Below are 14,903 nucleotides of genomic sequence, written 5' to 3' on the forward strand. Positions count from 1 at the left end.
TAGGTGTAATTTTATTCACACTCTCGTGAAAAAATTATGATTTTGAAAAAGCGCTTTGGAGAACCTGAGTTGTCACTTAATTTCTACTTCATAATTACCATAGTTGCCCTCAACTTCGGCAAACCAGGTTCCATCGCTACTTTGATTGAGCTGCAAAATATTTCCACCATTGAAGTAATTTTTCCCTCGTTGCAATATTTTAAAGGGGATAATATTTATTAACTCTTGTATCGTCATATTATGCCACAGTTTTGCCTTCTCCGGTTTTTATTTGTTAACCAGCATATAAAATGCTAATCCTTTCTTTGTCATCTTGTACTTCTGGTTCGGACTTTTGGGGGTTTCCGGAATAGTCCATTCTATTAAAGAATCTTCTCTTAATTTATTTATTACTGAATATAGTTGACCTGAAATAGATTTTTGTCCTAATGAGGTTGATACTTCTTGTGTTGATAATGCTCCAGATAGAAGTATATCTAATATTTTACTATAAAGAGACTCTTGCTGTGACTCCTGCTGTAACTCCTGCTGTAACTCCTGCTGCAACTCCTGCTGTTCTTTCTCAAGACCTTGATGTATATAGTCTTTCAACTCCTGCTGTAACTCCTGCTGCCAATCCTCTAACTCTTGCTGTGGCTTCTTTTGTTTAAGTTCTTCTGCCTCCATTTGAAAACCTACAACAACAGAATCAAACTCTATCTGGTAATCAGGTATGGTTGAATTATAAGCTTTCCAGTTCTCATCAATTTTATCGAAACCAAATCCCGCATTCTCAGCCAGTTTCACCATGCGGAACAGTTTCGCTAATATCGGATTTCGAGGTAAAGAAATATCTTTGCTTTTCAGTTCCTCAAAGGGTTTGGGTAATCCTCCGGGATTATAAAACTCAATATGATTGGTGAATATACGCACACGTGGACATGCCGGAGAAAAATAATCAGTATGCATGAGCATATTCACCAGGGCTTCACGAATACTTTCAAGTCCGGGAGAAAGTTCCTGGCCAAAACCTTCGGCAGTTAATGTAAATTGAACATCTACCTTTTGTTTTAACCGGGAAAAGCATTCAAAGTAATACTCCCAAAGGTTTTCCTGTTCCTCGATACGGAATGTGTAGCGTTGTTTAGCATCGGAATATGATTTGCCGGGCACTTCTAGTAAATCTACTCGAAAATCGGCAAAGTGCTTTTCAACAACATCCCGTTTTCCAAACATGAGTAATCCGGCATAGGTACATTTACCATTTTCCATAATGCGGAGCTTCTCTAAAAACTCAGCTTCATCAAAACGGTTGTAGCTTGCGTTTGGATTAAATCGAGCCATATAATCCCGGTAACGGTTTATTGAGGTATTGCTTAAACTATCACGACTGGTTCCGGGAGCTAACACGGCTGTTTTTGTGCCAAATGCCCGGTCACGCAACATGCTGTCAATTTCTTCCTGTGTGGCACGTTGGTCGGAACTTCCTCTGCGGATGAATGTATTGCTCTGGTTATTATAGTAAACGGGTTTGTTCTTATGCACCGGAACATAAAATGCCAAAACGGTTTTATCTTCAAACTGATACATTTCTTGCTTTGTGCCCACAAAAACATTGAATTTAGTTCCTCTGAGGGTATTCAGAAAGTCTTGCTCCAGCTTTTCGGCATTACCTACACCGGTAATTTCAAAGTCTTTACCTTTTTCTGTTACGCCCAAAACGATCCAACCTCCACTGGTATTTGAGAAAGCCGAAACGGTTTCCCAAACCGACTTAGGCAATTCGCTTTTGGCGGCTTTTACTTCAAAATCTTCCCATTCGAGGCTACTAAGCTTATGTATCAATTCTACTCTAGTCATTAAATCTAATGTTGTAACTTTGGAATAAAAGTAAAATATTTATGCGAGATGATTACAGTTGAACTAAGAGAAATAATAGATGCTGATATATTTAAATCTTCAGGTTCTAAAGGAGCAGAGGCTTTTTATGCTTTAAGGTAATTGCATAATGATTGCGTAATTGCGTAATCAATTTTTGTTATTCAATAGAAGTTGTAAAAAATGCACATAGAAAATATCACCGAAGATTACATTTTTACTACAGAAATTATTGGGTTTGCGAACAAATATAGTATGTTTATGATATACTTAAAGTATTGTATATCAGTAATATAAATCACTTCCCGATACAGAATTTTCTAAAATCTGATAATCATTACATTACAGTGTTTGAGTTGTAAATATTAAGTAAAGAAAACCAGGAGTCTTAAGTATTTCTATGAAGCTATACATCGGTGTTAACTTCACCGGTTATTTCACCCATATCTACAAAAGTAAGTAAATAATCATCAGAAATCTCATCTTTCAAAAACGCACATATAATCCTAGTTATTTGACATTATACTATCTTAGAATATCCTAAAACTATTGAAGTTCTCTCTTAAAATAAGATGAATTAGATGAAGACTCAACTTGTGCAAAAATTGCTCATGTTCAAGAAAAAGGTGGTCGCGTTTTAAGCCAAGTTACAATGAATTATTATATTAGTAAGCTATCACGATTGAATTTCAAAGTTAATCAGTGTTAGAAAGTATTAAGTGACATAAAGAGGTTAACCTATTAAGATTAACCTCTCATTCTTCTCTATGTAATGTTGTGTGTTTATGATCTCATTATATGGTCACAGCTATTATTCTACCATAAATCGTTTGCTAATTACTTCCTCTCCGACAAGTATTGAAGCTATATAAACTCCTTGCTTTAGACCTAAGAGTGAATGAGACTTATTACTCGAATGCCCGACAACCTGACCTGCCATATTAACGATTGAAATTCCCTTTACCTCTTTCTGTGCTTGGACTAATAACTCATGATTTGAGATAACAACCTTCACCTCTGAATCATCCGCTTCTTCAATACTACTTGGAATACTCTGGAAAGAAACATCAGATAAAAGACCTGGTGCCTTTGTACCATCCCCTTCCTCCTTACTATTGAACATTAAATCTACATCTTCATCCCCTTGCAGAAACCTTATTTTAAATGTGATTTTATCGGATGGATTGTTTTGAACAAACTCTGTTACATTAAAATAATGATACATACCTTCAGGTGATAAATCGCTAATACCAATAGTATCGATAGCCTCGAATGATACATTAGCTGGTTTGGCATTCCAAGTAATGGTGTTTTCATCCCATGATTCATCGCCACCGAAGACTTCAATGACTGCATTTGTTCCAATTGAGTTGGTCAACCATAAGCCTAATTGATAAACATTACCGGATAAATTAGCATCGGTGACATCAAATTCCACAAACACCTCTCGCTGACTGCTCTCACGCCCTTTAATTCTTAAATTTGGCTCTGTCCCATAGCGATTATCAGCACCAAGCAAATACACATAGGCATCCTGAGAGGCTGAAATACTGTAGTCTAGCAAGTATTCATTAGCAACCGACACTTTGGCTTTATCTGATTCCACCATTGCCATATCGCCATCGGCATCTACAGCTGAAAGTAAGGTAAATGTGGTTGTTTGCTCTGGTGCTAACATTTCGGTATACGTTTGTGTTTGTACCGTTTTTTCAATGATTGTTTCACCATCGGAATAGGTCAAATCCCAAGGGGGCTTTCCATCAGTCTGATAAGTCACCGTTACATCAACTCCTTTTAATACGGATGTCCAACCGCTGACTGAAGCAGCAACCGTATATGGGTTACGTGTAAAAATCACTTCCTCAGGCGTGCCTCCGTCTGATGTAACCTCAATACGTACTGTATTGACGCTGCGTGGCACCCATTCTCCATATTCGTAAGGATAAGTTGATTGTAACACATTATCCTGCTGCACACCATCAAACCACACTCTAAAACGTACGTTTGAATAAGTATCTTTGGTTGCATCCGAATAGGCATATACTCTGGTGTAATCGTTTGAAAACCCGACCATCATCGCCCTGGCATCAACTGTAGTCAAGTCCTTATATGACAATTGCCAATCGTTTTTGCCTGACTGGAAATACATTTTATCCTGAAACTTAGCCTCTACGGCTACATCGTTAATGGCAACGGCCGTAATACCATTGGCCGACACACTAATATTAAAGGCATTACCTGATACTGAAAGTGTTCCACTTGCTGTATTATCTTCCCAAACCTGTGCAGTATTACCTGCAACAGTCAACTGTTGGCTGTTAATATTGATTTGCGCATTCACATCTTCACCACTTTGATTAACGAAAGCCAGGTAAAGCTTATTATTACCACGTGCTACAATGTAATTCAACTCCTGATTATCGCAGGTCACCAAACCAACAGGCATCCATGGTGTCACATTTTCATCACCATAAAATATACCAGGCTTGAAATACAAATTATTGTAAAGGTTCGCTGTATTTTCTGTAAACTCTGTTGGAAAATCAATGGCTCCATCCGATTTGGCAAAAACATCACTAACAAGATAGTCAAATGTTAGAGCTACCATTGGCCACACATGACTGTAATGCATCGATGTGGTGGTCAATAGTTCAGAGATGCTCCGATGAGCAAAATCTACTTTCTCATACACTGTAGTTCTGTCTGTATTAATGTGGTACCCTGGGAAGCTTCTCCATCGCCCAATGATTGCCGCCTTGGCTACATCCATCAAAAACTGGTCATTGGTCAAGGCTCCTATACGCATAAAAAACGGTGCATGATTGGCCATAAAAACAGCTCTGTGCTTTCCTGTACTTGTACCACCGGCTTCGCACGACAAACCAACGCTTGATAAGCGCCAGGCTGGTGCATCTTCCTCAGGAATAGAAATAGCTGTACCACTACGATATAATGGTGCTTTGTTACCAATGTTGCAGGATATCATTTCGTCAGGTACCGCCGGTGACATCCATAAATGATAAGCATAGCTTCTTGCTGCTTTTTGAGCTGCATCCAAATAGCGCTGGTAGCCGGTTAACTCATAGGTTTCATATAACTCCCAGAATTTAGGGGCCAGACTAGACCAGAAACTACTCTTTGAATGATTGATATAATCAAAACCTGTTTGCTTGGTATTGATTCGCTCATTGATGTACTTATCAGCCCCGCTAATCACTTTATTTAGGTAAGTTAATTCGCCTGTAGCCTTATACATGGCCATGTTCTCACGCCATTCTTTTTTAAATGCATTGTTTGAGTAGTTGATGGCATTATCAACAGCCAATTCCCAGAAGGCATGTGAATAATTATTCCCAGTGATATAATAACCCATCATCTCAGTGATGTTCATACAAGGATCACCCAAATCATTCGGTGCTGTCTGTCCGGTACCAGAGGTACCATCCTTGGAATAATTAAAACTTTCGCGCGACAACATGTATTCAGTAATAGGCAGAGCTCTTTCCTTAAACATCACCGAGTCATTCACCACAAAGGCCATGCTGTGAATTGGCAGCGCTGAAGTATTTTTCACTGAATTAGGTATATCCGTTTCATAAGAATAGCCCTTCATGTCTTCGAGATACCTGCCATATGGTCCCATGGCAAATTCAAGCAGATTTTCGAAAGCTGTATTGAGTGAACCTAAATCGTTATGTCGGTAATCAGAAAAACCATATAAGCGACGAGCAATATCTTCATAGGCACTTGACATGTTTCGTTCCGACACATACAAGCGATAATTAAAATCGTATTGGGTTCCGCTGGTTATTTGTGAATCTGCATTACCCATGATTAAAGCCCAAACCATCGGACGTACTTGTCCAGCATTATCACGAATGGCAACACCAAATGGGCTGCGTGACACACCAACAGGCAGTGGATTGAAGGGAAACTCTGAACGATCGGCTATAACACCATAAGTTGTTCCGTTAACAGTAGCTAATGTTGCCGGTAAGGTCGCTTTATATGCTGGAGTTAGGTAAGATGACTCCGGAAATCGCTTCTCGGTAAACGGTAAGGGCTGAAAGATTTCCTCTACTTCATTGATAGAATAAGCAGGGGCCCCACAATAACCAATTGAGAAATAAGCAGTGGAAGTTGGTGTTAAAGAAGCTCTAAACTGAGGCTCGCCATCACCACTTAGTGGTAATACCAGGGTAGCCGAGAATGCAAAGTCAGCATTAGCTACATAAGTAAAAAATAATTTGCTCCCATCTGCCCTGACCTCACTCGGTGTCATTATACTAAAGTCCCCTGTGCGTGAAGAAAAATAATCAGTATTACCTTCAACACTTACTGTTTTGTAATTAAAGTCTTCTGATATGGATGATTCTGAAACAGAGGGGCGACTTTCATTACGAGCCACATAAAATACAGGAGCAAATTCAAGAACTGATCCTGATGCTTTTTCTGTTATCTCAAGGTTGTTACTTATCTTATTATGCGCCACCTCGTATTGAGCATTCTCAACCGTGGTATATAATTCTTCCTGAGTATAAACAGTTATCGTGGCTGTTCCAGAAACTGACCCTGTTCCATTAACATCACTCACAGAAACCAGCTCATAGGTGGTTGTAACATCAGGCGACACATTAAATTCGGTGTAGTAATCGTTCACCGTCAGGTTGTGTTGATTTGTTCCGTCACTATAAAATACATCGAAAGGAGGTGTTCCAATCAATTCAATGGTTAAAGGAGTTGATTGACCTGATACAATACCGGCATCGCCCGATAAGGTAGCCACAGCATCTGATATACCTTCGGGCTTGTACAATTCAATCTCACTCAACATGGTGTATGGAAAACTACCGCCATGATTGCTTTTAATATCCAAACCAATCCATCTTGTATTGGCTGGCAATCCCGGCATATCTTTGTATTCTCCGGTATAGGAAGCTGTACCGCTCGCTTCAGTTAAATTATCAGCCCTTAGCAAAGTCCACTCTTCGTTGCTAAACCCTGAATTGGACAAATCATTTACAGATGTAGAATAGTATATGTCAAAGCTGTTGACTCCTCTGTTAGTATAACCTACCCAGTTTCCATTCCAAATGTGCATACCCAGAACCTGCGTAGGAGCTGCCATCTTATGAATGAGAGTGTGATTGGCTGCACTGCCATCCTGGGTTGCCCACATGGTGCTTGCGCTATTACTGTGGCTACCATCTGCATTTAAACCCGATTCATTGATGACATTATCGACTACCCTTCCGGTACCTGTATATTCGGAAGATGCAAAGGCCGTGAGACCTGTAACTTTCTCATAGGCAACTGATGGTTGTGACTTAACCATAGCTGTGAGAAACATCATAGAAATGACTATAAGTATATGCTTTGCTTTCATAAAACGATATTTAATTGCTTATTATTATTTTACAACATCCAATTCCCCATCAAAAGCATATGACTCTCCAGCCTCAGTCTCAAACTCAATGATTTTATCACCATACTTTAGCTTACATATTCCACCACGATCAGAATGTATGCTTGCGCTTTTTAATATGCCTTTATCCCAAAACACATCAACCTCAAAGGCCCCTCTGGCACGAAGGCCTGTTATATGGCCCTTTTTCCAGTTATTGGGTTTGGCAGGTAATAAGTTGATACACCCTTCATGGCTTTGCATGATCATTTCAGCAATTCCGGCCGTAGCACCCATATTTCCTTCAATTTGAAAACATGTGGTATTTCCTCCTTGCCGTGGATGGGTATCGAATAGATTATAAAGTGTGGTCTGTTCAAAAAGTAACTCCAGCTGTTCACGAGCCAATTCACCATCCTGAAGGTGAGCGGCCAGACAAATAATCCATGCTCTACTCCAGCCAGTCCAGCCACCATTGTTATCTAATCGTCGGTCTATAGACTTTCGGGCAGCCTCAAAGATTTCAGGACTGTTTTCCTGTGTAATTTCATTTCCGGGATACAATCCATATAGGTGAGATAGATGGCGATGACCCGGATGCGGCTCATCATAATCCATAAGCCATTCTTGTAACTGACCATGTTTGCCAATTTTATATGGTGACAATTTGTCCCTTGTTTGAATAAATTCTTTACGCAAATCTTCATCAACATCCAGTATTTTCGATGCTTTTATGGCATTATCAAGCACTTCCCAGGCAATAGCCCTCGACATGGTCGTTCCCATACTGATGTGCCCTTTTTTCTTTTCCTCACCATCGCTGTAGTAAAAATGATTTTCGGGTGAGTATTCGGGACCAATCACCAGGTATCCACTATCCGGATATTCAATAGCATAGTCCACATGAAAAAGAGCCACTTCTTTAATCCAGGGGTAAGCCTTTGTTTTCAGATATTCCTTATCCAACGTATAAGAATAATGTTCCCAAAAGTGCTGAGCCAACCAACCCGCAAAGCCGTTCCAATCTTGGTAACCTCTTCTGGGCCCCCATGGCGACATACTATTAAATACCATTCCTCGGGTACCATACTCTATTTCAGCAGCACGCTTACACTTATCCAAATGCGGAAACACAAAATCAAGCAGAACATCATGGCTCTCTGAGAGATTGCACACCTCTGCCGGCCAATAGTTCATTTCAATATTTATATCGGTTGTATAATGACCAAACCACGGTGGCAACAAACTATTGTTCCAAATACCTTGCAAAGCTGGTGGCATAGTCCCTTTGCGCGAACTGGCAATCATTAAGTACCTGCTGTATTGAAAATATAAGGCATATAAATTATTGTCGCGCGAAGTACCTGGCGTCACACGTGGGTCTTTTATGCCCATCTGATGTGCCATCACACGCCTGTCTGTTGACATTTTTGAGTTACGTGTCTTCTCCATCTGAATATCCACACGATCATACAAAGTCTTGTAATCAGTTACATGTCGATGAAATAACTCATCATAAGAATAAGATGATGCTTTCTTCATTTGCTTGCGAGCTATTTTATCCGGATCATCGTAATTAAAGTCAGTGGCAGCGGTAATAAATATTGTTACAGCATCGGCATTCTCTACTTTAAACCCGTTTTCAATGGGCACTCTTTTTCCTCCTTCATTGATCAGTTTAAAATGTGCCACATAACTGACTCCATCGGGATCTGCCTTACCGCTAAAACTGAAATGGTCATTATCAAGCACTTTAATTATCGGCGCAGGAGGTGTTTTAATGCTTTCCACTTTTGCACCCAGCTCAGCATCATAGCGGTACATATCGTCTTTTACATCCACACGACGTGTCATTTTACTTGACACAGAAATTTGTCCGGGTTTACTGGCAGTTAATCTTACAACAATGGCTTTATCCGGGTAACTGGCAATCACTTCCCGTTTAAAGGTAACATCATCCACTTTATAGGTCACCCTAGCAACAGCTTCTTCAATATCCAGCTCACGCTTATAATCGTAAGGAAGGGACGAAGTTGAACCAAAATGCAAATACAAGTCAGCTAAAGGTTTATAAATTGAGCGTCCTGTTACAAAACCTACCGGTTTTTCTTTAATGACTTCAAAATTGTCAGGAATATCCAGCTTATTCCATTTCAACTTTTTAGCCTCCTCATATTTACCCTCCAGAATCAGCTTACGTTGTTCTTCTATTAGAATCTGTTTCCTCGAATTCAGCTCAACTTGTTGAAAAGGAAAACTCCAAATAGTCTCTTCATTTAAAGCAATGTGTTCACGATCGATTCCTCCATACACCATACCTCCCATATGTCCATTACCAACTGGCAATGCTTCTTCCCATTCACGGGCAGGGAAGCGGTACCATAGTTTCCAATCGTCGGACTTCTCATTTTCCTCGCTTGTCTGACCAAATAACGGAAAGGCGAACAACAGATAAAAAAATATAATTCGATGTTTCATTGTAATTCGATTTAAACAGACAGATTTACTTCTCTCAATTCTGTAACATTAATCCATTAAACATTCATCAATATCCTTAATCCTTAACAATAATCCTTGTTGTACTAGTCTCTTCAATAAGTACCATATTGTCTATATTGATGTATTTATTTTGACGTATCACTACTTCGCTTGCATTCTTAATATGAATGGCCGACGGTTTTTCAGGTCCGGTAATGTCTTTAAATGTATTATTCTCAATATGTATATTCTGATGGTAGGGTTCTTTATCGAAAAACGGTGATTTATGGAATGTGGTTATGGAACCTCGATAATTCTTGTATTTATCTATCCATGTGGAGCCTTCAAACAAGTTGTTTCGGATTAAAATGTTTTCGCAAAATGCACCTACATTTTTACTGGTAGGTCCTAATCCTATATCAGCATAGGAATTGTTTCGAAAGATAGACTTCTCAACCAGCAGGTTATCACACTCGTAAACTAAACCTGTACCATAATTACTTTCTACAAGACAACCTCGGATTATAGCCTCATCCCAATACCAAGCTTCAGGAGAGAAATAGGTTCCTTGTAACACTGCAGGAGCCAATTTATCAGCTAATGTGATTTTGCCATCAAGAACCTGAACCACCTTATTTTTTATCGGTTTATCGCCAACCCAAAACTTTAGATAATCTCCCGGTTGAATCGCTTCCAGCGCCAACTTTTGCTTATCTGATTGACCATCCAACAATATAGACTGATCGTCAATACGCTCTGTAATACTGACAAAACCCAGATAACTGACCAGCGGATCCCAACGCACGCCTTTAACTACAACATCTTCCATAAGCAAACGCCCTGTATTACGCGCTAAATGAATGCCATCACGAGGTCCTACAGCTAAGGAACTACCTTCGGGTTTGATATGAACTTTACGGAAAGTCATATTCGTATTACTACCTCCTCCCAGTATCATGCCTATGGCATTATGAACAAATATATTTTCAAGCTCTACATTGATGTTATTGTACACATCCATTGTCCGAGCCTCGCCTGCGATCACATTGAAATGAAATGACAATCCCTCTCCCGGCTTTAGAAGAGAGGCAAAACGCTTACTCTGAATTTCATAACGTCGTTTGTAGCCTTCTGCTTTTGTAAAAACATGCTTCTCTCCTAATGTCATTGCAATGGTAATCGGAGGCCCCTTAATCAATTGCCCCGTTTCCAAATCCCAGTTATTGGCTGAATGGGTTTGCATACCATCAAAATGAGGCATGCCTTCAAAAACTTCTATTATCACCTTATCGTTATCAGAAATATCCAGCACTTTGGCAGCTGTTGCAAAACGTGGGTTTTGATCCAATATGAAGTTCGTCACCTTTATATTCTCATTGTCCCTAATATCAAGATGACTGGCTCCAGTTATCTGGTTACCTAAACGCAAATTCATCTCAAGTGTAGTAGCTGGATTTCCCTGCTCATCAATAGCTCCCTTAAGCATCCAATTTTTTTGCCCCCAAACAAAAAGCATGGCCTTGTAGTTTTCTCTAAAGAGAACTGCATCTTCATTTAGGTTGTAAACTCCCGATTCAAAAGAAATAATAATATTCTCTTTGCCCTCTGCGGAACAAATGGCTTGCCTGATAGCTGCAGCATCGCATTTTCCATCATCAGGAATAGCACCAAAATCAGCTACAGCAATATGCAATTCAGATGCTGCTTTTAATGCACTAAAGGGTATTTGCAGAAGCAAACAAAGAAGAAGTATGTACCAAGTATTACTTTTCATTCATTCTCTTGTTAATTCCTGAATAGATATAGGAACATCATAAAAGCGGTAATTTTTTTCAAATTGAATTACTGTCAGCGAACAATCACTTTTTTAAACATCCCACCCAATGCAATAACATAAAAACCAGGCTTCAAACTACTTACCTTTTCAGTTTGAAAGGCCTCGATATTGCTTTGTCTTGGTAGTCGCCCACTTGAATCATAAATTGCATAACCATCCTTCTTATCAAGGGGGTTTTCGATGTAGAATGTTCCGTTTGAAGGATTAGGATATACCTTCAATCCAGGCTCATCCGTTGTTGAAAATTTTATATCTGTTGGAAGATTATCTGGTTGATTAGCAAAAAGCAATTTAGGCTTATTGCCAGTACTTTCCATGGCATTGTAATACAAGACATGACTGGCACTGGAACCATCCAAACAAAGAATCATATTCACTTGCTCCTCATTAATACATTGATTCAGATAATCACTCACATCAAAAGATAAATAAGTACCCAAGAAGCTTTCATCAACATTAATAAGCGCACCTGTTTCAATGAGACTCATGGTTTGTAGATCGTCCCAGACTGTTACGCCACAGGTGAAATCATCTTCATGCACACCATAAACCATAACCTGATTATTGAATATTGAGGATGAACTTTTATTTAAAAACACCTGAAAGGAAGCACCAGCCAGCTCTTCATTAAAACCACTGATATCAAAGCTAAAAAGACCTTTACGTCCCCAGGATGAAGCATTTTTTTGCTCAATCAGCGCTGATGTGTAGTACCCGTCGGCCTGGGTTTGTCTAACCATACCGTCACAAACTACCCCAATCTCATCTTCAAAAAGGTAAATTCCTAACTGATCACCAGCAGTTCCTCTTCCAATAGCATCGGCTACATGCGTTATGGCTATCACTGTATTTTCATCAATAACTTCCTGAAAAGTATAGGGTGAAGTGGAAATATCATTTAAGTTTACGACATTATCATTTACCGTATAGCTGAGTTGCCAGGGAGCTGTTCCTTTTAACTCAATGAAAACATCAACCGTTTCGCCTTGCTGCACCACTGATGGTCCAGAGATAAGGGCTTCACACTCAATTATATCATTCACCCATTTACGCAAGGTTGCTCGTTGAGGGATATTCTGTAATACCCATCGTAAATCATGATTGCGATAAGGGATGGATAAATAAGAAAAGTCACCTTCAACACCCGTATTACTAAGGTATGTTTTGGTGGCCGTTGGCCCAGCTCCTTCCTGTATTATTAGTTGTGGTTTTCCATCTAAACGCTGTAACCGTGTCAAGGCCGAGGCGGCATCGGCATTCGGATAACTCCAATGTGTTAGCACTCCATCATAGTGACTATTGGCAATAAAACCACTCCATAACGATGCAATCTCATCATTATGCAAACCAATGTAATTACAGGCAATTGCACCACGTGAGAAACCAGCGACAAAAACCAGCGAAGAATTACCTCCATAGTTATCACAAATATGGTTAACCGTATTAATAGTGTACTGAACAGAGGCTTCAATATCACCCCACCAATATAGTTGATTCTCCTGCCCGTTTTCACTCACAAAGGGCATACTAATCCAAATAAAATCTTCACCCCCACTAATACCATAACCCATATAGGTATCGTCAGGTTTACCCGTGCACACATCACCATATTTGTTATAATAAGGGCCATTACCGGCATATTCGACAATCACAGGATATTGCTTTCCTGCTTCCCAGTTCGTTGGCAGATAAAGTGTGTGATACACATTAGTTCCTTCGTAAGCTGCCAATGTTTGTTTCACACGCTTACCTGCAGCAGGAGCTTCCTGAGTTAACTCTGGCATGATTAAATCAAAAGCCTCATTTCTGATATCAGGCATGGAACTCCAACTTGTAATGTTGGTCGTGTAAGTAAAATCTGTCCAGTCATCTGTTTTAAATGGTGAAGCCGGCAAACCTTCAGTATTAAAAAAGTTTGGCACAGCAGTATTATGCCAGGCAAAGCGCACTGCCATCGGTTCGTCTACATATGGTGAACTCACGACAATATCATTGCCATCAACAAAAGCGTTACCCTGGTAGAATTTTTTATCGCTTCCGGCTATGGTAAACCAATTTAGCTCTGCATAGTTATCGGCTATGCCATTCTCAACAAAGTTAAAAGTTAAACGAATGGTATTACCTTCAATGGCATAGGTTTTATAATCGGGTCCTGAATAATTCTTTTCTGAATAGTTATAGGTTTGATTCAATACTGTATTGGCCAGTCGAGCACCCACTTCTTTTTTATTCGTTGGGTGTAAATCATTGACATCGCCCTGATCCATGGTCACGATTAAACCGGTGTTAGCAATGTTTTTTGAAGCCATTCGCTGTGCTTCGCGGACGGTAGATGCACTGTATGGGTTGCCTGATTCTTGTTGTGAAGTGGTATAATCATACGGTGGTATTTGCACCAGGTAAAAAGGTAGGTTAGCGTTATTAAATTCATTTCGCCATGACTGAATCATGGTTTCCAGAGCTTCGTAGTAGTGGCTCGCCCGCACGCAATTGGACTCACCTTGATACCAGGCCACTCCTTTAAGACTGTAATCCAGTAATGGATGAATCATGGCATTAAAAACGGCCGTTGGCACTTTTGATTCAACGGTGGTTTCGTAAGTATTATAATGATCGGCCAGGTAGGTTTTAGATAAAAGTGCCTCTTTGCTCATAAAAGCTTCAATGGAGGAACTGCCAAAAGAAGCATTAATTAACCCAACAGGTGTGTTTGTCAGGTTGTTGATTAGGCCTTTACCAAAATAATAAGCTACAGCTGAGAAGTTTTCTAAAGATGTAGATGAACATTGTTCCCAGGTAACATTGGCGATATTATTCTGTGGCTCCGAAGCCGTTGCGGATGGCACATTGAAAAGTCGTAAAGGTGTATTGCCTGCATTGGCTATTTCAGCATCGCCATTGTCTTCGTACAGCATTCTAAAAGCCATATTTGATTGTCCGGCACACAACCAGACTTCACCGATGAGTACATCAGATAGAATCACTTCATCATCATTAGTGAATATGCGAATGCTTTGAGCATCAAATGAAGCTGCCGGTGTATTGAATGAGATAAACCAATTTCCATTAACATCTGCAGTAGTGGATAGTTGCGAAGTCCATGTAGGTTCTATTATCACCTCTTGGTTAGCTAAGGACGTTCCCCATATTTTCACTTCATCATTTTGCTGAAGTACCATGTTAGAACTGAAGACATTAGAGACCAATAATCCTCCTGAAATGTTGTTATTTTCTATAGCAACTGCGTGTTGTTTGCCACTAATTATTTGTACAACAAAACATACAAATACAAGCATTGCAACATGGAGCATTCTCTTCATGATGATT

6 protein-coding genes are annotated in these 14,903 nt (G+C 39.7%); all 6 read right to left on the bottom strand.

The window, feature by feature from the left end; translation table 11 throughout:
- Positions 1-72: 72 nt before the first annotated feature.
- On the bottom strand, positions 73-237 hold the full coding sequence (locus JIV24_RS16785) for a hypothetical protein (RefSeq protein ID WP_200466227.1): 165 nt from the start codon (positions 235-237) through the stop codon (positions 73-75).
- Positions 238-267: 30 nt separating this feature from the next.
- Positions 268-1,839 (bottom strand): RNA-binding domain-containing protein, encoded by a 1,572-nt coding sequence (locus tag JIV24_RS16790; protein ID WP_200466228.1) that lies wholly within the window; start codon positions 1,837-1,839, stop codon positions 268-270.
- Between the two features lie 829 nt (positions 1,840-2,668).
- Entirely contained in the window at positions 2,669-7,243 is a 4,575-nt protein-coding gene (locus JIV24_RS16795; RefSeq protein ID WP_200466229.1) for a CBM96 family carbohydrate-binding protein, read from the bottom strand.
- Between the two features lie 24 nt (positions 7,244-7,267).
- Positions 7,268-9,739 (bottom strand): glycoside hydrolase family 95 protein, encoded by a 2,472-nt coding sequence (locus tag JIV24_RS16800; protein ID WP_200466230.1) that lies wholly within the window; start codon positions 9,737-9,739, stop codon positions 7,268-7,270.
- Positions 9,740-9,815: 76 nt separating this feature from the next.
- Positions 9,816-11,513, bottom strand: coding sequence for a right-handed parallel beta-helix repeat-containing protein (locus JIV24_RS16805; protein WP_200466231.1), 1,698 nt, complete (start codon positions 11,511-11,513; stop codon positions 9,816-9,818).
- Positions 11,514-11,587: 74 nt separating this feature from the next.
- A complete protein-coding gene (locus JIV24_RS16810; RefSeq protein ID WP_200466232.1) occupies positions 11,588-14,896 on the bottom strand; it encodes a sialate O-acetylesterase in 3,309 nt (1,102 codons plus the stop codon).
- Positions 14,897-14,903 lie beyond the last annotated feature (7 nt).

The sequence above is a fragment of the Carboxylicivirga marina genome, assembly GCF_016612505.1.
Lineage (GTDB): Bacteria > Bacteroidota > Bacteroidia > Bacteroidales > Marinilabiliaceae > Carboxylicivirga > Carboxylicivirga marina.

Bases quoted from the DNA above. Each gene is read 5' to 3' on its own strand.
- JIV24_RS16795 (WP_200466229.1), bottom strand. From the start codon at position 7,243: ATGAAAGCAAAGCATATACTTATAGTCATTTCTATGATGTTTCTCACA.
- JIV24_RS16800 (WP_200466230.1), bottom strand. From the start codon at position 9,739: ATGAAACATCGAATTATATTTTTTTATCTGTTGTTCGCCTTTCCGTTA.
- JIV24_RS16805 (WP_200466231.1), bottom strand. From the start codon at position 11,513: ATGAAAAGTAATACTTGGTACATACTTCTTCTTTGTTTGCTTCTGCAA.
- JIV24_RS16785 (WP_200466227.1), bottom strand. From the start codon at position 237: ATGACGATACAAGAGTTAATAAATATTATCCCCTTTAAAATATTGCAA.
- JIV24_RS16810 (WP_200466232.1), bottom strand. From the start codon at position 14,896: ATGAAGAGAATGCTCCATGTTGCAATGCTTGTATTTGTATGTTTTGTT.
- JIV24_RS16790 (WP_200466228.1), bottom strand. From the start codon at position 1,839: ATGACTAGAGTAGAATTGATACATAAGCTTAGTAGCCTCGAATGGGAA.